The following is a 21,026-nucleotide window of genomic DNA, read 5'->3' as shown; positions in this document are numbered from 1 at the left end:
GCAGTGTTACAATCGGTTTTTGATGTTAATACAATAAGAAAAGATTTCCCAATCCTTGAAAGAAAGGTTAATGGCAAGTCCCTGATTTATTTTGACAATGCTGCAACATCCCAAACACCAAAACAAGTCATTGAAGTCATTGTTGATTACTATTCCAATTATAATGCTAATATTCACAGAGGGGTCCATGCTTTAAGTCAAGAAGCTACAGATGCTTACGAACGAGCACGAACTAAAATTCAAAAGCACTTCAATGCCAAGCATGCTTATGAAATCATTTTTACCTCTGGGACAACACATGGCATAAATCTCATTGCAAATGGGTTTTCGTCTTTACTTAAAAAAGGGGATGAAATAATTGTCTCTGCATTAGAGCATCACAGTAATATTGTGCCTTGGCAAATGCTTTGTGAGCGCACTGGTGCCATATTAAAGGTTATTCCGATGAGCGAAGAAGGTGAATTAGTACTGTCTGAGTATGATGCCCTTTTAAGCACAAATACCAAACTGGTGTTTGTTAACCATATATCTAATGCCTTAGGCACCATTAATCCTATACAATACATTATAGATAAAGCCCATGGCCTTGGTGCGGCTGTTTTGGTAGATGGCGCACAATCTTGTCCACACATTAGGCCAGACGTACAAGATTTAGATGTTGACTTCTACGTTTGTTCAGCCCATAAAATATGTGGCCCAACTGGTGTAGGAATGCTGTATGGTAAAGAAGAATGGCTAAAAAAATTACCCCCTTACCAAGGCGGTGGTGAAATGATTGCAGAAGTATCTTTTGAGAAAACAACCTATGCAGATTTACCTCATAAATTTGAAGCAGGCACACCAAACGTTTGCGGTGGTATTGCCTTTGGCGCAGCAATAGACTACATGAATGCCATTGGATTTGATGCTATTGCCAACTACGAAAATGAACTTTTAGTTTATGCCACTAAACAACTTGAGCAGATTGAAAATTTAAAAATCTATGGTACTGCTAAAAACAAGACTTCAGTTATATCCTTTAATGTAGGATCCATTCACCCATATGATATTGGTACTATCTTAGATAAAATGGGCATTGCAGTACGCACAGGACATCATTGTGCACAACCTATCATGGACTTTTATAAAATTCCTGGCACCATAAGAGCGTCTTTCATGTTTTACAATACAAAGGAAGAAATTGACACCTTTATAGCTTCCTTAAAAAAAGCCATAATGATGCTGTCTTAAACTTTGGCTTCTTTTTTGTATCATTACTAACAACAACATAATTCATAATGTTATGAAACTCTTAGTTTGTCTTTTTCTAATGCTTGTTTCATCGAAAGAGTGTCAGAACAAAAAGAGCTCCTTCAACGACTCAAACAATAAAAAAGCAGAAATGCCTTTGTTACAAGACACGTTGAAAATAGTATATAGAGCCTCGACACGAGGATTTTTTGAGGTGATTCAAATTGAAGGAGACTCTATATTCTTTACAAAAGACTATAACCTCAAGAAAATTGATACGGTTATTTTACCCCCAGAAGACAAAACAAGTCTATTAAATTTGGTCAACAGCATAGATATTAATGAGCTTACTCAATTAGAACCACCTTCAAAAACACATCAATATGATGCTGCTCCAGCAGCGTTTTTAAAAATCACAAAAGGAGACAAGGAATTTATGACTCCTAGTTTTGATCATGGTAACCCACCTAAGACTATAAAGCCTTTGGTTGACAAAATACTATCCCTAAAGACTTTGTTTGAGAAACCCTAGGTATCTTGTATCTTTGTAGTGTATTTAAACCCTAAAAAGGCAAGGATGACTATTGAAGAAATTCAAAACGAAATTATAGATGAATTCTCAATGTTTGAGGATTGGGAGGAGCGCTACCAGTATATGATTGATTTGGGCAAAACCCTTCCTCTTATTGAAGAACGGTTTAAGACCGACACTAATATTATTAAAGGCTGTCAAAGTAAAGTCTGGGTGCATGCCGAAATGAATGATGAAAAAGTTAATTTTACCGCAGATAGCGATGCTATTATTACCAAAGGCATTATTGCAATTTTAATTCGCGCATTCTCCAATCAACATCCAAAAGATATTATTGATGCCGATACTGATTTTATTGATCAAATTGGTTTAAAAGAACATTTGTCACCAACACGAGCTAATGGATTAGTAAGCATGATTAAGCAATTAAAAATGTATGCTATCGCATACCAAACACAATTGAACTAAAATGAGTGATACAACAATAGACACAAACGTATTAGGTGATAAAATTGTACGAATTTTAAAAACTATATATGATCCAGAAATTCCTGTTGATATCTATGAGCTAGGACTAATCTATGACGTTTTTGTTAATGAAGATTACGATGTTAAGATATTAATGACCTTAACAACACCTAATTGTCCCGTTGCTGAAACCCTTCCTCTAGAGGTAGAAGAAAAGGTAAAATCTCTTAATGATGTTAAAGATGCTGAAGTTGAAATTACTTTTGATCCCCCTTGGTCTCAAGACCTAATGAGTGAAGAAGCTAAATTAGAACTTGGAATGCTATAACATGGCCGAGGAAATTATAAATAGAGTTGCTCATAGTAAACTTAAGGTTATTGACTTGGAAGATTACTATCCGGAAGGCAAACGTATTGCTTTTGATATTAAAGATTGGCTTCTTGAAGGTTTAGTGCTCCGCGAAAAAGAATTTAGACAATATGTATCAGAACATAATTGGCATCAATACCAAAACAGTTATGTCGCCTTATATTGTTCTACTGGTGCTATAATACCTGACTGGGCCTATATGCTCATTTCAATTAAGTTAGAGCCTATCTCAAAACTAACAGTTATTGGTGATTTAGAGCATTTAGAATCCATACTTTATACTTCAATTATTTCTAAAATGGATGTTTCAGAATATAAAGACCTGCCAGTTATCATTAAAGGCTGTTCTAACAAACCTGTACCTTCAAACGCATTGGTATTACTATCACAAAAACTAAAATCAGTTGCCAAGTCCATCATGTTTGGCGAGGCTTGCTCCTCTGTTCCAATTTATAAACGAAAACAAATGTGACTTTTAGTAAATATCATTGTCTATAGGGTAGTACTCTAATCACAGAATGTTTTTTAACTTATATTTGCAATAGGACATTAACTAAGATTTACATTAAATTAATTGATTATGAACAAAAAATTACTTTTATCTGCACTCTTAATGTTTGCAATAGCATTCAATTTTGCTCAAACGAAAGAAGAATTAGAGGCACAGAAGGCAGAAAAACAAGCTGAGGCAGATAAATACCAGGCAGAGGCTGATGCTATTCAGGCTCAAATAGATGCACTACCTGGTTGGAGAATTGGCGCATTTGGAACAATTGGAGGGACACTTTCAGATTTTAATAATTGGTATGCACAAGGAACACCAAATAACGTTTCTGGAAATATTGGTATTACTGTAAACGCTTTTGCCAATAAAATCGAAGAAAAGTACTTTTGGAGAAATGCATTAACCACTAATTTAAACTGGGTTAAATTAGATGATAAAGACAACGGAACTAATACCGATAGCGATTTTAACCCAACAACAGATGTCTTTAATTTTTCATCGCTTTATGGTCAAAGATTAAATGAAAAATGGGCGATTTCAGGTTTAGCAGAATACAGAACGACACTATTGGATAATTTTAACGATCCCGGATATTTAGATTTAGGTTTTGGTGCAACTTGGACACCTATCGAAAACCTTGTTGTTGTCATTCACCCTGCTAACTACAATTTCGTATTCTCAAGTGGAGAGACAGTTTTTGATTCGTCATTTGGTGCTAAAATCGTTGCAGATTACACAAGAGAATTCGGTGCAATTAACTTTAAATCAAACTTCTCTGCATTCCAAAGCTATAAAGATAGTGACCTATCTAATTGGACATGGACCAACTCATTTGCCTACACGTTATGGAAAATGATTGGTATTGGTTTTGATTTTGCTTTAAGAAGTAACAAGCAAGAAGCGGCAAATGCTCAAGGGGTTGACTTAGGGGATGCGGACAACAAATTACAATCGTATTATACCATTGGTTTAAGCTACGCTTTTTAAAACACCAATTATCTTTAACAAAAAAGAGGTCACCTATGGACCTCTTTTTTATTCAATATCTTCAACGTCTGGATAGAGGAAATGATTATACGGAAATCGTGTAATATGAATTTCTCTGACTTCGCTATACACACGCTTTCTAAATTCAACTAAATTTTCCTTGTTCAATGCAGAAATGAATAGAGCATTATCGCCAATCTTAGACATCCATGTTCTCCTCCATTCATCTATAGAATAATTGACCTTTGTTCTTTCAACTACGAGGTCTTCTTCATCAAAAGGTTCTGCCTCATAGGCGTCTATTTTATTGAAGACCATTATAGTTGGTTTTCCCTTACTATCAATTTCATCTAAAATCTGATTTACAGATGCTATATGTTCTTCAAAATTAGAATGTGAAATGTCTACAATGTGAAGTAATAAATCGGCCTCACGTACCTCATCTAAAGTACTTTTAAAAGACTCTACCAGCTGGGTTGGTAACTTTCTAATAAATCCAACAGTATCACTCACTAAAAAAGGAAGATTTCCTATAACTACCTTCCTAACAGTAGTATCTAACGTAGCAAATAATTTATTCTCTGCAAAAACCTGGCTTTTACTAATTACGTTCATCAAGGTAGACTTTCCAACATTAGTATATCCTACAAGGGCAACACGCACCATTTTACCGCGATTACCGCGTTGCACTGCCATTTGTTTGTCAATAGTCTTGATTTTTGCTTTGAGTAATGCAATTTTATCTCTTACAATACGTCTGTCTGTCTCAATTTCAGTTTCCCCAGGTCCACGCATACCAATACCACCTTTCTGACGTTCAAGATGTGTCCACATTCCTTTTAATCGCGGTAATAAATACTCACATTGAGCCAATTCTACTTGAGTCCTGGCATAGCTCGTTTGAGCACGTTGCGCAAAAATATCTAGAATAAGGTTAGTTCTATCGAGAATCTTACAATTAAGTATTTTACTAATATTACGTTCTTGAGCTGGCGATAATTCATCATCAAAAATCACGGTACCCACTTCATTGTCTTTTACGTATTTATAAACTTCATCCATTTTTCCCGACCCGATAAATGTTTTGGAATTAGGCATAGCCATCTTCTGAGTATATCGTTTCACAACCTCACCACCTGCTGTATAGGTTAAAAACTCAAGTTCATCCAAATATTCTTTAGATTGTGCTTCGTTTTGTTCTTGTGTAATTATACCTATAAGTACTACTTTTTCTAAGGCAATGTCTTTTTTCTCTATCATATTAAATTAAACTACAAAGTTAAACAAAACCAATTTTTAGTAACGATTAAAAAACCTATATTTAAACCTATGATTAAACGGTCAGAAACTTATACGATTGCTTTCTATAATGTTGAAAACTTATTTGATATTGAAAATGATCCTCTCACAAATGATGATGATTTCTTACCCTATTCAGCAAAACGATGGACGCCAAAACGCTATGAAAACAAATTAAGAAAGTTGGGTTCCGTCATTTCAAAAATTGGCAACAAAGATGCTGATAAAGCTCCAGCAATTGTAGGACTGGCAGAGGTGGAAAATAAAAAAGTTATATCCGATTTACTTAGGGATAAAAATCTTATTGACGAAGCCTATAGCTATATACACTACGACTCATCTGACGAAAGAGGTATTGACGTTGCACTGATTTATAAAAGTGATCTATTTACAGTAACAAACTCAGAAACATTTTCTGTTTATCTTCAAACTAAAACTGGTGAAAGAGACTATACACGAGATATTCTTCTAGTGCAAGGTTTATTGCATAAAGAACCTATAAGTATTATTGTAAATCACTGGTCATCACGCAGAGAAGGAGAAAAAGAAACTGAGTTTAAACGCGTAGCCGCCTCAAATAAAGTAAATACCATCATTAGAAATATCAGAAATGCAAACAAGGAAGCTAAAATTATCGTTATGGGAGACTTTAATGATAATCCAAATAACAACAGTATTCTTTCCCTAGAAAACGAAAGTGACTTGTTCAATCCTTTTAAAACGGTTTGGTCTGAAAATAATGGAAGCCTTAACTACGATTTTGAATGGAATTTATTCGATCAAATCCTATTTTCAACAAATTTTTTCGATACTATAAATTCAAATTTGTCATTTGCTAAAGCCGAAATTTTTAATCATAAGTTTTTAACCCAATATCATGGTAAATATGAAGGTCAGCCCTTCCGTACATATGTAGGTCGAAAATATAAAGGTGGATACAGTGACCATTTCCCAGTGTATATAGAGTTAAAGGCTATTTAAGCCATTTATCGATTAATATGGTAGTTAGTCTATTATAGCAATGTTAACATCTTGTTAATAGTCATTTTTTATATATTCGAATAGGCAGAAAAAAAACGACTAATCACCGTAACAACTGCCTTATTAAGCCTCATCAAATTTTAAATAAATCAACTCCTTTGTAATATATTAATTACAAGGGGTTTAATAATTTCTAACAAACCGATTAATAATGAAAAAGATTACTTTATTCTTATTTGTTCTTTCATGTTTTACAATCACCAATATTGAAGCGCAAATAACATCTTACCCTTATACAGAAGACTTTGAGTCTGGTGATGGCGGCTGGGTTGCTGACAACAATTCAAATGGTAGTTGGGCATTAGGGTCGCCTGCAGGAGCCATTATTAATAGTGCCGCTTCAGGATCAAATGCTTGGGTAACTAACCTAACTGGTAATTACAACTCAAATGAAGACTCTTCTGTAACCAGTCCCGTATTTGACTTATCGTCTTTATCTTCTCCTTCAATTGAAATGAGTATTTGGTATGACATAGAATTTAGTTGGGATGGTGCTGTTTTACAATCGTCAATCGACTCTGGTGCATCTTGGCAAAATGTAGGTGCTGCAGGAGATCCTAATAACTGGTATACTGATAATACAATTAATGGTAATCCTGGTGGTCAGCAAGAAGGGTGGTCTGGCACAGGAACAGCAGGTACAAATGCCTGGGTTACAGCAAGACATGCGCTCGATGGCCTAGCGGGAGAGGCTAATGTAATCTTTAGAATTGCTTTTGGTTCTGATGGTTCTGTTACAGATGAAGGATTTGGTTTTGATGATGTTAGTATTTTTGAAGTGTCCTGTCCAGAACCAACCGCTCTTACCGTGGATAACATAACCCAAACAACAGCTGATGTGTCCTGGAATACAGGTGGAACTGAAACCCTTTGGAATTTAGAATGGGGTGTTTCAGGTTTTACTCCTGGAACTGGAACTTTGGAGTCTGGTTTAACTGTAACAAGTTTTAATTTAACTGGTCTTGTTGAAGGAACAGTTTATGATGTTTATGTTGTTGCAGATTGTGGAGGGTCATTATCAAGCGCAGTTGGTCCTTTTACCTTTAATACACCTGCTCCAGGTGGTACATGTAATGTTGCAATACCTATGACTGTTGAAACAGATTGCTCTGTTGCAACACCAACAACTTTCGATTTTAGTATTAGTGAAGATATTGATGCTGCAGGAGAAAATCCATCATGTGATGGCTTTGGCAACTTTGGTTATTGGGTGAGTTTTACTGCACCAACTGTCGGGTCTGTTGTATTTAATTTTGGAACAGGAGCGGATAATATTGGTCTCGAAATTTTAGACACATGTGGAGGTACGTCTTTAGGATGTTTCAATAATATTTTTGATGATGGTGACAGTTCAGATATTATTAGTGGTCTAACGCCAGGAAATACTTATGTAGCTCTATTATGGAGAGATACACAAGCTGGCTCAGCCGATATCTGTATTCAGGAAGGTCCTACTTGTACCTTCCCTACAAACCTAGGTGCTTCTAACGTTACTATTGATGGGGCAGATTTAAGCTGGACTGAAAATGGTTCTGCAACTGTTTGGAATGTTGAAGTTGTTCCCACTGGAGATACACCAACAGGGACACCAACTGCCACTGGAGTTTCTAACCCTTATACTGTTACTGGCTTAATGTCAAATACTGACTATGATTTTTATGTACAAGCAGATTGTAGCGGAAGTGATACAAGTAACTTCTCTGGACCATTTACATTTACTACAGCTTGTGATGTATTTACGCCAGATTATATAGAACAATTTGATACAATTATTCCTAATTGTTGGGATGAAGCCGATAGTGGTGATTCTGTAAGTGGACCAGGTGATTTTGGTACTGGAGCATGGATCGCTGACGAATTTATAAATATTGGCACCAATGATGGTGCATACAAAATAAACCTCTTCACAACAGGTAAAAGTGACTGGATACTTTCGCCAATATTTGATTTAACTGGTGGTCCGTTCCAAGTTGAATTTGATTTTGCAATTACCAATTGGAATAGTAGCACTGTAGCCGGAACTTTAGGTTCTGATGACATCGTGCAATTATTAATTACTCAAGATGGCGGTGCGTCATGGACTCCTCTTCTCACATACGACAGTACATCTGTTGTACCTCTTCCTGGCATAACACCCGTTGTAACTTTAGAAGCTTATGCTGGTCAAACAGTTCAATTTGGCATTCTAGGTTCGGAAGGAACTGTTGATGACCCTGAAGATATTGATGTCTTTGTTGATAATTTCCGAGTAAGAGGTATCCCAACTTGTCCTGAACCAACAGATTTAACTGCAACAAATCTGAGTTTGACATCAACGGAAATTGGTTGGACTGAAACTGGAACCTCTACGGTTTGGAATATAGAATATGGTGTTGCCGGTTTTACCCCTGGCACAGGAACATTAGTCACTGGCGTAACAACAAACCCACTTGTTTTAACAGGTTTAACGTCAGATACACAGTATGAATTTTACGTTCAAGCAGAATGTGATTTTTCGAACTTGAGTTCATTCGGTGGTCCTGGTGATTTCTTCACTGGATATTGTGAATCCGAGCCAACAAGTAATGATGGAGAAGGAGTAACTAATGTAACTATAGGGGTCACTGATTTCCCGAGTTTAGGTGATGTTACTTACGAGAATCAGACCTCTCCAGTGGTTAACGTTTTCCAAGGCATTAATACTAACGTAGCAATTACATTTGCTACTGGTTTTACTTATGGAACTAATATTTGGATTGATTTTAACGATGATTTAATATTTGATAGTACAACAGAACTTGTGTTTTCTGGTGAATCTACTAATGCCAATCCTACAACTTTGGACGCGTCATTTGTGATGCCAATAACTGCACCATTAGGCGAACATAGAATGCGAATCGGTACTGCAGATACTGGTCAAGCCACACCTAATCCATGTTACAATGGAAGTTGGGGTGTTACTTTAGATTTCACAGTGAATATCCAAGAATTAGCTTGTACTCTGCCAGCAGCTGACTTCACAGTATCAACGGATTGTGACAATGATCAATTCTTTATCGATGTGGATGTAACAAGTTTGGGAGATGCAAATTCGTTAGCAATTTCTAATGATTTTGATGCAACTACAGTTCAAGCAACTGCTGCAGGAATATATCAATCTGGACCATTCCCATTTGGAAATACAGTTAAAGTTTTTGTAACTAATGAACAAGACAACAATTGTGTTATAAGCAGTCCATTCTTCGAAGTACTTGCTTGTCCACCAGTAAATGATGAATGTTCTGGTGCAATCACTGCTGTAGTAAATGATAATGGTAGCTGTGATATGTTAACCTCAGGTACAATTTTAGCAGCTACAACATCAAATGTGCCTTCAGGAAGCTGTACTGGCGATACGGACGATGATGTTTGGTTTGAATTTACAGCTTTGAGTGAAGTACAAATTATTTCAATATTAAACGTTACAGGTGGTACCTTTAACATAGACCATGCAGTTTATGAAGGAACATGTGGTACCTTAACAGAATTATATTGTTCAAATGATGATGCTAGTGTTACACCACAGTTAGTTGTTGGAAATACCTATTACTTAAGGGTATTTAGTGGCGGAAGTCAATCTGAGACATCAAGTTTCGATATCTGTATTAGAAATGCACCTTCTAACATTATTTGTGAAAATGCTGAAAATTTCTGCTCTGATGGTGGTGCATTATCAACTCCGAATATTATTGGTATTCCAGATCCTAATGATTTAGCTTGCTTAGGTACAGCTCCTAATCCAGTTTGGAACATTATTCAAATTAGTGAGGATGGTCCAATTGAAATCCAAATCAACCAACAAGATGATAATGGTAATGGTTTAGATGTTGACTTCGTTTTATGGGGACCATTTACTTCAGTTGAACAAGCTTGTATGGATATTGTTTTTGAAGATTGCCCTACATGTCCTAATAATACGAGTAATCCAAACTTTTATCCTTTTGGTAATATTGTAGATTGTAGTTATTCGGCTGCTTCGGTAGAAAATCTTTCAATTGATAATGCAATTGCTGGTGAGATTTACATGTTATTAGTTACCAACTTCAATGGTAACCCTGGAACGATCACTATTGAGCAGACAAATACAAATGATACTGGAAGTGGTGAGATTTCAGCTGAAATAGAAGCAGAAATAATTAGTAATGAGGTTGTGTTTGTTGATGTAGATTCTGATCCTAGTACACCAGTAGAAGCAAATGTGTGTGGATTTGACTCTGTAACTATTGAAACAAATTCTCCTTTTGCAGATGAGTTTATTTGGTACGAAGATGGTTTTGTTATGCCAGGTGAGACCGGTCCTTCAATTACAGTAACGTCCTCTAATAGTTACCAGGTACAAGCGTTCGATACTCAGTGTGGCGTTGACACGTTCTCACAAATAGTTGTTATAAACCTTTACGAAGACCCTGGGGCATTAGATTCTCAAAGCCTTACGGTTTGTGACGGACCAGAAGGAGACGGTACTGAGGTGTTTGATCTCGATGATTTAACTAGCTCTTTAGGATTTGGATCGGATTTTATAGTGAGTTATTACACGAATACAGCGGACGCAAATCAAGCTATGAACGCAGTAACATCACCATATACTTCTGCTGGTGAGACTTTAATAATTAGAGTTGAAGACGCAGATGCTGCAGCTAACGGATTCTTAGGATGTCGTCAGTTATCTGAAGTTGTTTTAACCGTTGATGCGAGACCAAGTATTAATCAACCGGCAGACTTTATTGTATGTGATGATTTAGATGGTGCTGTTGATGGTGCAACTGATTTTGATTTATCATCTATTGATCCAGAAGTTAGTACAGATCCTGATATCACGATAAGCTACCACACGTCTCAAGAAGATGCTGATAATGGCACAGGAGCTTTGGCTAGTCCATATACAAGTAGTGGTGAAACTATTTATCTTAGAGCATTAGATAGTAATACAGGGTGTTATACAACTACGTCATTTAACCTTGTAGTTAATATTGTGCCACTCGCATCGTTTGATCCTCAGATTGATTATGAAGTATGTCCTAACGCTACAGTTCCAATTATTATAGGTATAATTCCTAACAACTTTACAGAGTCGGAAGTAACAGTTAACTGGTATTTAGATGGTACATTAATTACAGGAGCAAGTGGATTAACTCTAGACACTGTATTAGTTGAAGGAGATTATTCTGCAGAAATAACCTTTAGCGCTACGGGCTGTGTTAATACTGTAAGTCAATTTGTTATGGAATTAGAATCTTGTGTTATACCAGAAGGTATTTCCCCTGGAGTTACACCTGGATTTAATGATAGTTTTGACTTAAGTAGTTATGATGTTACACGTCTTGAAATTTTTAATCGAAACGGAACCTTAGTCTACTCTAAAGACAACTATAGCAATGAATGGGTTGGTCAAACCAATAGTGGTGAAGAACTACCAGTAGGAACTTATTTCTATACCATGATTTACGAAGGTGGTGCTAAGAAACGTAGTGCTTGGATATACATAAACAGATAATCAACTAACAGAATCAACTTATTATAATGAAAAAATTCTCGATAATAGCGGTATTGCTCCTAGCATTTCAGATGTATGGGCAACAAGACCCACAGTACACGCAGTACATGTACAACATGAATATAATAAATCCTGCATATGCAGGTTCAAGAGAAAATTTATCTTTTGGATTATTATATAGAAATCAATGGGTTAATATTAGTGGTGCTCCTGAGACAGGTACCTTCTTTGGACATTCTCCAATTGGAAATAACTTAGGACTAGGATTATCTTTAATATCTGACCAAATTGGTCCAGTAACTGAAACTAATGTTTATGCAGATATTTCATATACATTAAAACTTGGCGGTGAGCATCGACTCGCATTCGGTATTAAAGCTGGCGCCACGTTTCATGATATTGGTTTAACTGACTTAGATCTTATTGATCCAGATGATCCATTTTTTAATCAAAACATAAATGAAACAACGCCTAATATTGGTGCAGGTTTCTTCTATTACACCAATAAGTACTATTTTGCTGTTTCAGTTCCTAATCTGTTATCATCTGTGCACTTAGATGCTAATGGGTTTAAAATTGGCTCAGAAACTCAGCATTATTTTGTTACTGGCGGTTATGTATTTAACTTATCTGCTAATACTGAACTCAAACCCTCATTTATGGTTAAATCTGCATTCGGTGCACCAACATCATTTGATGTAAACCTAAATGCAAGATTCTTTAAAAAGTTTGAAATTGGTGCGTCTTATAGATTAGATGATTCAATTTCAGGTTTAGTCAATTTTGCTTTGACCCCAGCTATTAGGGTTGGTTATGCATATGATGCTGTGTCATCTGATATCAAAGCGTATGCACCAGCTTCACATGAGGTCATGCTGCTATTTGATCTTAATTTCCCTAAACGAGTTTCTCGTTCACCTCGATACTTTTAATCCGTTAAGCTAAACAATTATGAAAAACTTTAAAACACTATTATTAATCACGTTGATGAGTGGTTTATGCTTAACTGCTCAAAATAAAGACACAAAAAAGGCCGATAAAGAATTTGCACGATTTGAATACGTGGATGCCGCCAAGAAATTCCAAAAACTTGTGGATAAAGGAAGTGGATCATCGTATGTCTATGGTCAGTTGGCCGAATGCTATTACAATATATTTAATACTGTGGAAGCAGAACGTTGGTATGCTAAAGCTTTAGAATCTTCTGATGATCCAGAAATGATATACAAGTATTCTGAAATGTTAAAGGCTAATGGGAAATATGAAGAATCTAATCAGCAAATGGAAAAGTTTGCTTCTATGAGACCTTCGGATAATAGAGCTACCGCATTTCGAAAAAACCCGAATTACCTTCCTAAAATATTAGAGCGAGGTAAGAAGTTTAATGTTCAGGACGCTGGCTTCAATTCAGAACAATCAGATTTTGGTGGTGTCATGCATGATGGTAAATTATATATTACCTCAGGGAGAAATGATAATCGTAAAACTTATGGCTGGAACGAAGAGCCTTATTTAGATATTTATAGTTTCACTAAAAATAGTGATGGTTCATATGGTGCAGCAACATTAATGAATGATAAAATCAATACAAAATATCATGAAGGCTTAGTATCATTTTCTCCTGATGGAAATACAATGTACTTCTCTAGAGAGAGTTATTTTGAAAAGGATTTCCAGAGAGACTCTATTAGTAAAGTACGCTACAGTCAACTTTATTTATTTAAAGCGACTAAATTAGGTGCTGATTGGGATACGGTTGAGAGTTTGGCTATAAACAGCGAAAATTACTCTGTTAAAAATCCTGCTGTTAGTGCCGATGGATCAACTTTATATTTCTCATCTAATATGCCTGGAGGCTATGGAAATTTTGATATCTATAAAGCACCTATCAATGAAGACGGAACTATCGGAGAACCTATTAATTTAGGTCAAAAGGTAAATACTGAGGGACAAGAAATGTTCCCATACATGAGTAGTAATAACACCCTTTACTTTTCTTCTAATGGTCATTTAGGATTAGGTGGAATGGATGTGTTTTACACTAAAGAAATAGATGGAAAAATTGCACCAATTAGAAATGTAGGAATACCTATTAACAGTAATGCTGATGATTTTGCCTTTATAATTGATGACGAATCTGAAGAAGGATTTATATCATCTAATAGAGATGGTGGACAAGGAAGTGATGATGTTTATGCCTTTAAGAAATTACAACCATTATGTGATGTTTTAATTATAGCGACGGTTTTAGATGATACTAACAGAGAACCAATTGGTGGTGCTTCTGTGTCATTATATGATGCTGAAGGAAATAAGGTTTCGACTAAAACAACTAACGCTGATGGTATTGCCGAATTTATAGTGGAATGCGAACAGAATACTGAGCTTGAAGTTACAATGGCTGACTATGAAAGTAAGAAGGTAACTGTTAATGGATCTAGAGAGGAAGAAGTAGCGGTGCAAATTTCTTTAGATCCTATCGAAGAAATTATTACTCCTGAGGAAATTGTTTTAAATCCAATTTATTTTGATTTTGACAAATCCAATATTACTGCACAAGCTGCATTTGAATTGGATAAATTAGTTCAAATCATGAACAAATACCCTGACTTAGTAATAAATGCAACGTCTCATACAGACAGTAGAGGACCGGCCCCTTATAATCAAAGATTATCACAGCGCAGAGCAAAAAGTACACAGCAATACGTGATTTCTCAAGGCATCGATGCTACAAGAATTTCGGCAGAAGGTAAAGGGGAAAGTGATCTTAAAATTAAGTGTGGTTCTAACTGTACAGATGATGAACATCAACAAAATAGACGTTCTGAATTCTTAATTGTAAGTGGTGGACCTCAATCACAGAAATAATTAAAAACACAATCATAAAAAAGCTCTGAATAATTTCAGAGCTTTTTTTATTTGTTCCAATGTCTAAACGGATGCTTACTTAGTTGAGAATTGTAATACCTTATATCGCCTGTTACTTCCTTCCCTAACCAATCTGGTTGTTCAAAATATTCATTTTCTTTATTAAGCTCAATTTCTGCAATAACCAGGCCTTCATTTTCACCGAAAAACTCGTCAATTTCGAAAAGATGATCTCCATTTTTTACTTCATATCTTACTTTCTCAATAGTCCCTTCTTCACACAGTTTAAATAGTTCTTCGGCGTCTTTAAATGAAATTTCTTTTTCCCATTCGTACCGTGACAAACCATCTTCAGATGATTTTCCTTTTATGGTTAAGATTCCAACATCCTTTTTTAGTCTAACCCTGACTGTCCGTTCTGCATGACTATTTAAAAATCCCTGTCTTATAGAATAACTAGTGGTAGCATCTTTTTTATATACATCGCAAAGAACTAAAAATTTTCTTTCTATTTCAATCATGCCTAAATTTACACTATGATTCAGGATTTACCAATTAGAAAAATTATTCATGTAGATATGGATGCGTTTTATGCATCTATCGCGCAAATGGATCATCCTGAACTTAAAGGTAAACCCATTGCCGTTGGAGGTGGAGGTAAACGCGGAGTTATAAGTGCTGCAAGCTATGAAGCTCGAAAGTTTGGAGTAAAAAGTGCGATGTCTGGACGCTTAGCAGAAAAATTATGTCCTAATTTAATCTTTGTAAAAACAGATTTTGCGAGGTATAAAGAGATTTCAGATCGGATTCGAAAAATATTTCTTGATTATACGGATTTAGTAGAGCCCTTATCCTTAGACGAAGCCTATCTTGATGTTACAGAAAATAAAATAGGATTGCCCAGTGCAACACTAATTGCACAGAAAATACGTCAACGCATTTTTAACGAAATCGGACTCACAGCATCCGCAGGCATCTCTATAAACAAATTCATAGCCAAAGTAGCAAGCGATTATAATAAACCTAATGGCCAAAAAACCGTAAATCCTGAAGACGTTATATCTTTTTTAGAAGCGCTAGACATTAGAAAATTCTATGGGGTTGGAAAAGTTACTGCTGAAAAGATGTATCAAAAGGGCATTTTTACGGGTCAAGATTTAAAAGCTAAAAGTTTAGAATTTCTTGACGAAAACTTTGGTAAATCTGGGGTTTACTATTACCATGTTGTTAGAGGAATACATAATAGTGAAGTAAAACCAAACCGTACCAGAAAATCCCTTGCCGCAGAACGAACCTTTAGCGAAAACCTATCCTCCGAAATCTTTATGCTTGATAAATTAGATCATATAGCACAAGAGGTAGCTCGGCGTTTAGAAAAGAGTAAGGTCTCTGGAAAGACCATTACACTAAAAATAAAATACAGCGATTTCACATTACAAACACGAAGTAAAACCTTACCCTACTATGTCCAAGATAAGTCTATTATTCTTGATACAGCAAAAGATCTTTTATATCAGGAGCACTTGAACAATTCCGTACGCCTATTAGGGATTTCATTATCTAATTTAAATACTGATTCAGAAAAAATAAAGCTTAAACAATCAAAGGATAAGTCTGTTAGTGTTCAGTTAAAGTTTGACTTTTAATGACTTAGGTTTTATAAGTTTATAAGACTGACTGAAACAATCAAAAAATGAAATCTATGCTATCCTTACTGCTGCTAGCAGTCGCTTTTTCGCTTGTGTCTTGTAACAAGGAAGAAAATTAAAGGCAAAACACACAGAAACCCAATTAGAACATGATAAAGGTGTTCAACCTTTTGTAGAACACATTTTCTTCAAATTTTCAAAAGTGAGAGACTTTACAATGAGTTCCGATGAAACCGAAGCTTACTTTACTTTGCAGAGTCCTGCTCGAGAACTATCTGTAATTATGAAAATAATAAAAGACAATTGGGAATGGCAAGATCCTCAAATAAGTCCGTTTTCAGAACGTTTTAACGATTTAGAACCCTTTTGTCGCCAAACAATTTAAAGCTCTATTTTGTGTCTAATAGACCCATTTCAAAGGGTAGTATTAATACTAAGGTATGGACATTTGGTTTGTTGAGCGTTCTTCTAAAACCAGTAAATGGTCTCAACCTAAAAATATTGGTGCACCTATAAATACTGGTGGAGATGAATTTTATCCTTCGATAGCCAGCAATGGTAACCTCTTCTTTACAACCATCAAAAAAGAACTCGAATCGCAAGATGATATCTTTATGAGCAAATGGATAAACAATGTATATTCCAAACCAGAGATTTTAGGAGAAGGTATTAACACAAAGGGTGCTGAATATAATGCCTTTATCGCCCCAGATAAGTCCTACATTATTTTTGGTGGTTGGAGACGGCCAAATGGTTTAGGTTCTGGTGATATGTACATCAGCGGAAATAATAATGGAGAATGGTCAATGGCCAAAAATCTAGGAAAACAAATAAACTCTAAAGGCATGGAGTTCTGTCCTTTTGTAAATAATGGAACCCTATATTTACAAGCCGAAGAAGCAGTGTTGAAATGAAAGCAAACGGCTTTAATTCTGCTGAAGAATTAATTAGCCAAATTAGAAAATATGATAATGGATTCCGTAGAATCTATCAAGTTGAGTTTAAAAACTACAACTCTCAATCTCAGTAACCCTTAATGTATTTACCATTCCTCTGTCTTTAATTGGCATGGCCGCTAAACTAACAAGCATATCCCCAACATCAAGGTAACCTTTCTTACAGGCTATTGCATTTACATCCTCAATAGTCTCGTCAGTACTTACGTATTTATCATAATAAAAAGCCTTAACACCCCAAAGCAAACTCAATTGTGTTAGAATACGGGCATTAGACGTAAACACTAAAATGTGAGACTTAGGTCTCCAAGCCGAAATTTGAAACGCAGTATAACCACTGTTTGTCAAGGTTGAAATAGCTTTAGCATTTATTTCATTGGCCATGTTAGCTGCATGATAGCAAATAGATTTTGTGATATAACGCTTTGTCCGAATATGTGGTGGTGCTTGTGGTACTTCAATTAATGGAGAATCTTCTACACTACGGATGATATTAGCCATCTGACGAATTACCTGCACTGGATACTGACCAACAGAAGTTTCACCAGAAAGCATAACCGCATCAGCACCATCCATAACAGAATTAGCAACATCGTTTACCTCAGCTCTGGTTGGAGTTAAACTTGTAATCATAGTCTCCATCATTTGAGTCGCAATAATTACAGGGATTCTAGCACGCTTCGCTCTTAAAACCAGTTTCTTCTGAATTAATGGTACTTCTTCTGCAGGAATTTCTACGCCCAAATCACCACGTGCTACCATAAGTCCATCACAATACGCTACAATTTTATCGATATTTTCTACGGCTTCTGGCTTTTCAATCTTTGCTATAATTGGAATTTTATGATCGCTGTGCTCCTTAATTAATTCCTCTAGTTGCATTAAATCTTCAGCATGTCTTACAAAAGATAATGCAATCCAATCAACATTTTTACTAATAGCAAAAACAGCATCTTCAATATCTTTTTCGGTCAATGCTGGTTGCGAAATATTAGTATTTGGTAGATTAACCCCTTTCTTAGATTTTAGAGGTCCGCCTTGTATAACTTTTGCTTTTACCTCTTTTTTACCATCTGTAGACACTACTTCAAAAATTAATTTACCATCATCTAATAAGATGCGCTCACCAGGTTTTGCATCCTGAGGGAAATTGTCATACGTCATGTAAACGCGTTCCTTAGTGCCTTCAAAACGTTCACCAGTTGCAAAAATAATTTCATCGCCTTCATTTACAATAACCTCACCCTTCATTACACCAACCCTCAATTTAGGTCCTTGTAAATCACCCAGAATAGCAGCATTATAACCAAACTCCTCGTTAAGCTCTCTAATCATATTAATACGCTCTGTTACATCATCATAATCTGCGTGAGAGAAATTAATTCTAAAAACGTTTGCCCCTTCATCTAGCATGGCTTTGAGGGTTTCCTTATTGCTTGTTGCTGGGCCTAATGTAGCTACTATTTTCGTTTTCTTATTTGACATCAATTCAAAAAATTAAATGGTCTTTAGATTTTAGTTCTGATGGATTAACACAATAACTCGTGACAATTTGAGGAATATTCTGTAATCGGTTAAGTATAAGTTTCTCATTAATATTCTGTATTTCCTCAGAAATTTTAATAAAGAAATCTACACGCTTATATTCCGGCACAAGATTAAATGTTTTTAACACCCTCTGATTGGTTCGAAATAATCCTGTACTGTATAGACTATCCTCCTCTTTCTTACAAACATTAGATATTAAGTTCCACGTTATATATTGCGAGGTATTATTCCATTCAAAGATGCTATATGATGACTTTAAGTATTCCAAATCTAAGTCTTCGCTCTTGCGAGTTAGATTTAAGTCTAAACTTCTATTAAGCAAATAGGCTAAACGATAATCTTCTAAGCCACAATGAATAGCAATGAGCTTGTAAGTATCGTCATAAAACTCATCAACTAGAAGTTTGTGTAAAGCCATATAGTTACAACTTTGAGGTGTAAATATAGAATATTAATAACTTACAATAATTAACTTTTGGTTAATCTTGACGGTCAAATTCTACGAAAACGTTATCGTTAAAATAAAATACTTATGATTATTCAAATTACCTTTGTAATTTGCTTCTGAAAAGCAAAAAACGCACGTTTTGAAGCTTTTTCTTCAGCCTTTTTCTTAGAAGTTGCTCTGGCTTTAGATACCACTTTGTCATTAATACTCAACTTTACTGAAAAATGCTTCAATTCATCATTACCGGTATCTTCATAAACTAGGTAATCGAAGGTGTTCTTTTCTTTCTGACACCATTCGATCAACAAACTTTTGTAACTGATGACTTTACCTTCTAAAGTTTCAATATCTACATGTGGATTAATAACCCGTTGATATAAGAATTTTTCGCAAGTTTTATAGCCCATATCTAGGTAAATAGCGCCAACCAATGCTTCAAAAAGATTACCGTGAATGTTATTTCCAAAGTTAGACTTAGGTATTCTACTTTGTACCAATTCTATGAGACCAAGCTCTTTTCCTAACTCATTTAGATGTTCTCTACTCACAACTTTTGAACGCATTTTTGTGAGATATCCTTCATTTCCATGAGGTACTTGACCATATAAATACGCAGCAATTACAGCGCTAATCATTGCATCACCAACAAATTCAAGACGTTCATAATTAATAGGATTGCCTTTTTCATCCTTTATATTCATCGAACGATGTGTGAAGGCTTTGATGTAAAGAGATTTTGATTTTGGCTTAAAACCTAAAATCTTTCTTAGTTGTAAAAAAAAATTCCCGTCTTCTTGAGAACGGGAACTTTTTAATATGTTACGAATGAAACCCATTCGGGATTTAGTCTAATTTCTTAAATAATACACAAGCGTTATGACCGCCAAATCCAAAGGTATTACTCATTGCGACTTTAATATCTCGTTTCTGAGCTTTATTGAGCGTTAAATTTAATTCCGAATCTATGTTTTCATCTGCTGTTTCATGATTAATTGTTGGAGGAATAATTCCGTTTTCAAGCGCCATAATAGAAGCAATAGCTTCAATAGCACCTGCAGCGCCCAACAAGTGACCTGTCATAGACTTTGTAGAATTAATATTTATGTTTTTTGCATGACTTCCAAATACTTCAGATATAGCTTTTAATTCTGCAACATCCCCTAATGGAGTAGATGTACCGTGTGTATTAATATGATCTACATCTTCCGGATTTAAACCAGCATTTTTCAAACAATTTTTCATTACTGCCACAACACCAATCCCATCTGGGTGAGGTGCTGTCATATGATAAGCATCTGAGGATAATCCGCCACCTACAACTTCCGCGTAAATCTTAGCACCTCTAGCTTTTGCATGCTCGTATTCTTCTAAAACAATAGAACCTGCACCTTCACCTAATACAAAACCATCACGATTAGCATCAAAAGGTCTAGACGCAGTTTCTGGGCTATCATTTCTTGTACTCATAGCATGCATTGCATTGAATCCTCCCATACCTGCAATAGTTACTGCAGCCTCACTTCCACCAGTAATAACAACATCACAATGCCCTAAACGAATTGTATTAAGAGCATCGATCATTGAATTAGCGGAAGAAGCACAAGCAGAAACTG

At 35.6% G+C, this 21,026-nt stretch carries 19 protein-coding genes; 13 read left to right on the top strand and 6 right to left on the bottom strand.

Annotated elements, in window-relative coordinates; all coding sequences use genetic code 11:
- The first annotated feature begins 3 nt into the window (after positions 1 to 3).
- The 6 genes from HRU49_RS05985 (at position 4) to HRU49_RS05960 (ending at position 4,092) form a co-directional block, all read left to right on the top strand.
- Positions 4 to 1,230: a cysteine desulfurase gene (locus HRU49_RS05985; RefSeq protein WP_296355158.1), complete on the top strand. Its 1,227-nt coding sequence runs from the start codon at positions 4 to 6 to the stop codon at positions 1,228 to 1,230.
- Between the two features lie 151 nt (positions 1,231 to 1,381).
- Complete coding sequence (locus HRU49_RS05980) at positions 1,382 to 1,762, top strand: hypothetical protein (RefSeq protein ID WP_296355156.1); 381 nt, start codon at positions 1,382 to 1,384, stop codon at positions 1,760 to 1,762.
- A 45-nt stretch (positions 1,763 to 1,807) separates the two neighbouring features.
- Complete coding sequence (locus HRU49_RS05975; RefSeq protein ID WP_296355155.1) at positions 1,808 to 2,230, top strand: SufE family protein; 423 nt, start codon at positions 1,808 to 1,810, stop codon at positions 2,228 to 2,230.
- A 1-nt stretch (position 2,231) separates the two neighbouring features.
- Entirely contained in the window at positions 2,232 to 2,558 is a 327-nt protein-coding gene (locus HRU49_RS05970; protein ID WP_296355153.1) for a DUF59 domain-containing protein, read from the top strand.
- 1 nt (position 2,559) lies between these two features.
- Positions 2,560 to 3,072: a DUF2480 family protein gene (locus HRU49_RS05965; RefSeq protein ID WP_296355151.1), complete on the top strand. Its 513-nt coding sequence runs from the start codon at positions 2,560 to 2,562 to the stop codon at positions 3,070 to 3,072.
- A 108-nt stretch (positions 3,073 to 3,180) separates the two neighbouring features.
- Positions 3,181 to 4,092, top strand: a complete 912-nt coding sequence (locus HRU49_RS05960) for a DUF3078 domain-containing protein (RefSeq protein WP_296355149.1) — start codon at positions 3,181 to 3,183, stop codon at positions 4,090 to 4,092.
- 48 nt (positions 4,093 to 4,140) lie between these two features.
- On the opposite strand, the gene hflX is transcribed toward HRU49_RS05960, so the two are convergent.
- Positions 4,141 to 5,352, bottom strand: coding sequence for a GTPase HflX (gene hflX / locus HRU49_RS05955; RefSeq protein ID WP_296355147.1), 1,212 nt, complete (start codon positions 5,350 to 5,352; stop codon positions 4,141 to 4,143).
- 69 nt (positions 5,353 to 5,421) lie between these two features.
- Here hflX and HRU49_RS05950 point away from each other — a divergent pair, with 69 nt between their 5' ends.
- The 4 genes from HRU49_RS05950 (at position 5,422) to HRU49_RS05935 (ending at position 14,812) form a co-directional block, all read left to right on the top strand.
- Positions 5,422 to 6,372, top strand: coding sequence for an endonuclease (locus HRU49_RS05950; RefSeq protein WP_296355145.1), 951 nt, complete (start codon positions 5,422 to 5,424; stop codon positions 6,370 to 6,372).
- A 211-nt stretch (positions 6,373 to 6,583) separates the two neighbouring features.
- Complete coding sequence (locus HRU49_RS05945) at positions 6,584 to 11,944, top strand: fibronectin type III domain-containing protein (protein WP_296355143.1); 5,361 nt, start codon at positions 6,584 to 6,586, stop codon at positions 11,942 to 11,944.
- 26 nt (positions 11,945 to 11,970) lie between these two features.
- Complete coding sequence (locus tag HRU49_RS05940) at positions 11,971 to 12,876, top strand: type IX secretion system membrane protein PorP/SprF (RefSeq protein WP_296355140.1); 906 nt, start codon at positions 11,971 to 11,973, stop codon at positions 12,874 to 12,876.
- A 19-nt stretch (positions 12,877 to 12,895) separates the two neighbouring features.
- The gene (locus HRU49_RS05935) at positions 12,896 to 14,812 is read left to right on the top strand and encodes an OmpA family protein (RefSeq protein WP_296355138.1); all 1,917 of its coding nucleotides are present in this window, start codon (positions 12,896 to 12,898) and stop codon (positions 14,810 to 14,812) included.
- A 47-nt stretch (positions 14,813 to 14,859) separates the two neighbouring features.
- On the opposite strand, the gene HRU49_RS05930 is transcribed toward HRU49_RS05935, so the two are convergent.
- Entirely contained in the window at positions 14,860 to 15,333 is a 474-nt protein-coding gene (locus HRU49_RS05930; RefSeq protein ID WP_296355137.1) for a CYTH domain-containing protein, read from the bottom strand.
- Between the two features lie 15 nt (positions 15,334 to 15,348).
- Between HRU49_RS05930 and dinB the strand changes: the two genes are divergently transcribed.
- The 3 genes from dinB to HRU49_RS05915 all read left to right on the top strand — a co-directional run bounded on the left by dinB (position 15,349) and on the right by HRU49_RS05915 (position 17,375).
- Positions 15,349 to 16,458: a DNA polymerase IV gene (gene dinB, locus HRU49_RS05925; protein WP_296355135.1), complete on the top strand. Its 1,110-nt coding sequence runs from the start codon at positions 15,349 to 15,351 to the stop codon at positions 16,456 to 16,458.
- 205 nt (positions 16,459 to 16,663) lie between these two features.
- Positions 16,664 to 16,846, top strand: a complete 183-nt coding sequence (locus tag HRU49_RS05920; RefSeq protein ID WP_296355133.1) for a hypothetical protein — start codon at positions 16,664 to 16,666, stop codon at positions 16,844 to 16,846.
- A gap of 55 nt (positions 16,847 to 16,901) precedes the next feature.
- The gene (locus HRU49_RS05915; protein ID WP_296355131.1) at positions 16,902 to 17,375 is read left to right on the top strand and encodes a hypothetical protein; all 474 of its coding nucleotides are present in this window, start codon (positions 16,902 to 16,904) and stop codon (positions 17,373 to 17,375) included.
- Positions 17,376 to 17,462: 87 nt separating this feature from the next.
- Here the strand turns inward: HRU49_RS05915 and pyk are convergent, their stop codons facing one another.
- From pyk to HRU49_RS05895, 4 genes are all read right to left on the bottom strand, one after another.
- Positions 17,463 to 18,905, bottom strand: coding sequence for a pyruvate kinase (pyk, locus tag HRU49_RS05910; protein ID WP_296355129.1), 1,443 nt, complete (start codon positions 18,903 to 18,905; stop codon positions 17,463 to 17,465).
- 1 nt (position 18,906) lies between these two features.
- Positions 18,907 to 19,383: an IPExxxVDY family protein gene (locus tag HRU49_RS05905; protein ID WP_296355127.1), complete on the bottom strand. Its 477-nt coding sequence runs from the start codon at positions 19,381 to 19,383 to the stop codon at positions 18,907 to 18,909.
- 122 nt (positions 19,384 to 19,505) lie between these two features.
- Positions 19,506 to 20,249 (bottom strand): ribonuclease III, encoded by a 744-nt coding sequence (rnc, locus tag HRU49_RS05900; RefSeq protein ID WP_296355125.1) that lies wholly within the window; start codon positions 20,247 to 20,249, stop codon positions 19,506 to 19,508.
- 7 nt (positions 20,250 to 20,256) lie between these two features.
- Positions 20,257 to 21,026, bottom strand: a 770-nt coding sequence (locus HRU49_RS05895) for a beta-ketoacyl synthase N-terminal-like domain-containing protein (RefSeq protein ID WP_296355123.1), incomplete at its 5' end; no start/stop codon positions are given.

The organism is Winogradskyella sp. (genome assembly GCF_013213975.1).
In the GTDB taxonomy this organism is placed as follows: Bacteria; Bacteroidota; Bacteroidia; order Flavobacteriales; family Flavobacteriaceae; genus Winogradskyella.
This window is presented reverse-complemented; position numbering and strand designations above follow the sequence as displayed.

Bases quoted from the DNA above. Each gene is read 5' to 3' on its own strand.
- HRU49_RS05935 (WP_296355138.1), top strand. From the start codon at position 12,896: ATGAAAAACTTTAAAACACTATTATTAATCACGTTGATGAGTGGTTTA.
- HRU49_RS05945 (WP_296355143.1), top strand. From the start codon at position 6,584: ATGAAAAAGATTACTTTATTCTTATTTGTTCTTTCATGTTTTACAATC.
- hflX (WP_296355147.1), bottom strand. From the start codon at position 5,352: ATGATAGAGAAAAAAGACATTGCCTTAGAAAAAGTAGTACTTATAGGT.
- dinB (WP_296355135.1), top strand. From the start codon at position 15,349: ATGATTCAGGATTTACCAATTAGAAAAATTATTCATGTAGATATGGAT.
- rnc (WP_296355125.1), bottom strand. From the start codon at position 20,249: ATGGGTTTCATTCGTAACATATTAAAAAGTTCCCGTTCTCAAGAAGAC.
- HRU49_RS05965 (WP_296355151.1), top strand. From the start codon at position 2,560: ATGGCCGAGGAAATTATAAATAGAGTTGCTCATAGTAAACTTAAGGTT.
- HRU49_RS05980 (WP_296355156.1), top strand. From the start codon at position 1,382: ATGCCTTTGTTACAAGACACGTTGAAAATAGTATATAGAGCCTCGACA.
- HRU49_RS05970 (WP_296355153.1), top strand. From the start codon at position 2,232: ATGAGTGATACAACAATAGACACAAACGTATTAGGTGATAAAATTGTA.
- HRU49_RS05975 (WP_296355155.1), top strand. From the start codon at position 1,808: ATGACTATTGAAGAAATTCAAAACGAAATTATAGATGAATTCTCAATG.
- HRU49_RS05950 (WP_296355145.1), top strand. From the start codon at position 5,422: ATGATTAAACGGTCAGAAACTTATACGATTGCTTTCTATAATGTTGAA.
- HRU49_RS05940 (WP_296355140.1), top strand. From the start codon at position 11,971: ATGAAAAAATTCTCGATAATAGCGGTATTGCTCCTAGCATTTCAGATG.
- HRU49_RS05915 (WP_296355131.1), top strand. From the start codon at position 16,902: ATGGACATTTGGTTTGTTGAGCGTTCTTCTAAAACCAGTAAATGGTCT.
- HRU49_RS05905 (WP_296355127.1), bottom strand. From the start codon at position 19,383: ATGGCTTTACACAAACTTCTAGTTGATGAGTTTTATGACGATACTTAC.
- HRU49_RS05930 (WP_296355137.1), bottom strand. From the start codon at position 15,333: ATGATTGAAATAGAAAGAAAATTTTTAGTTCTTTGCGATGTATATAAA.
- HRU49_RS05960 (WP_296355149.1), top strand. From the start codon at position 3,181: ATGAACAAAAAATTACTTTTATCTGCACTCTTAATGTTTGCAATAGCA.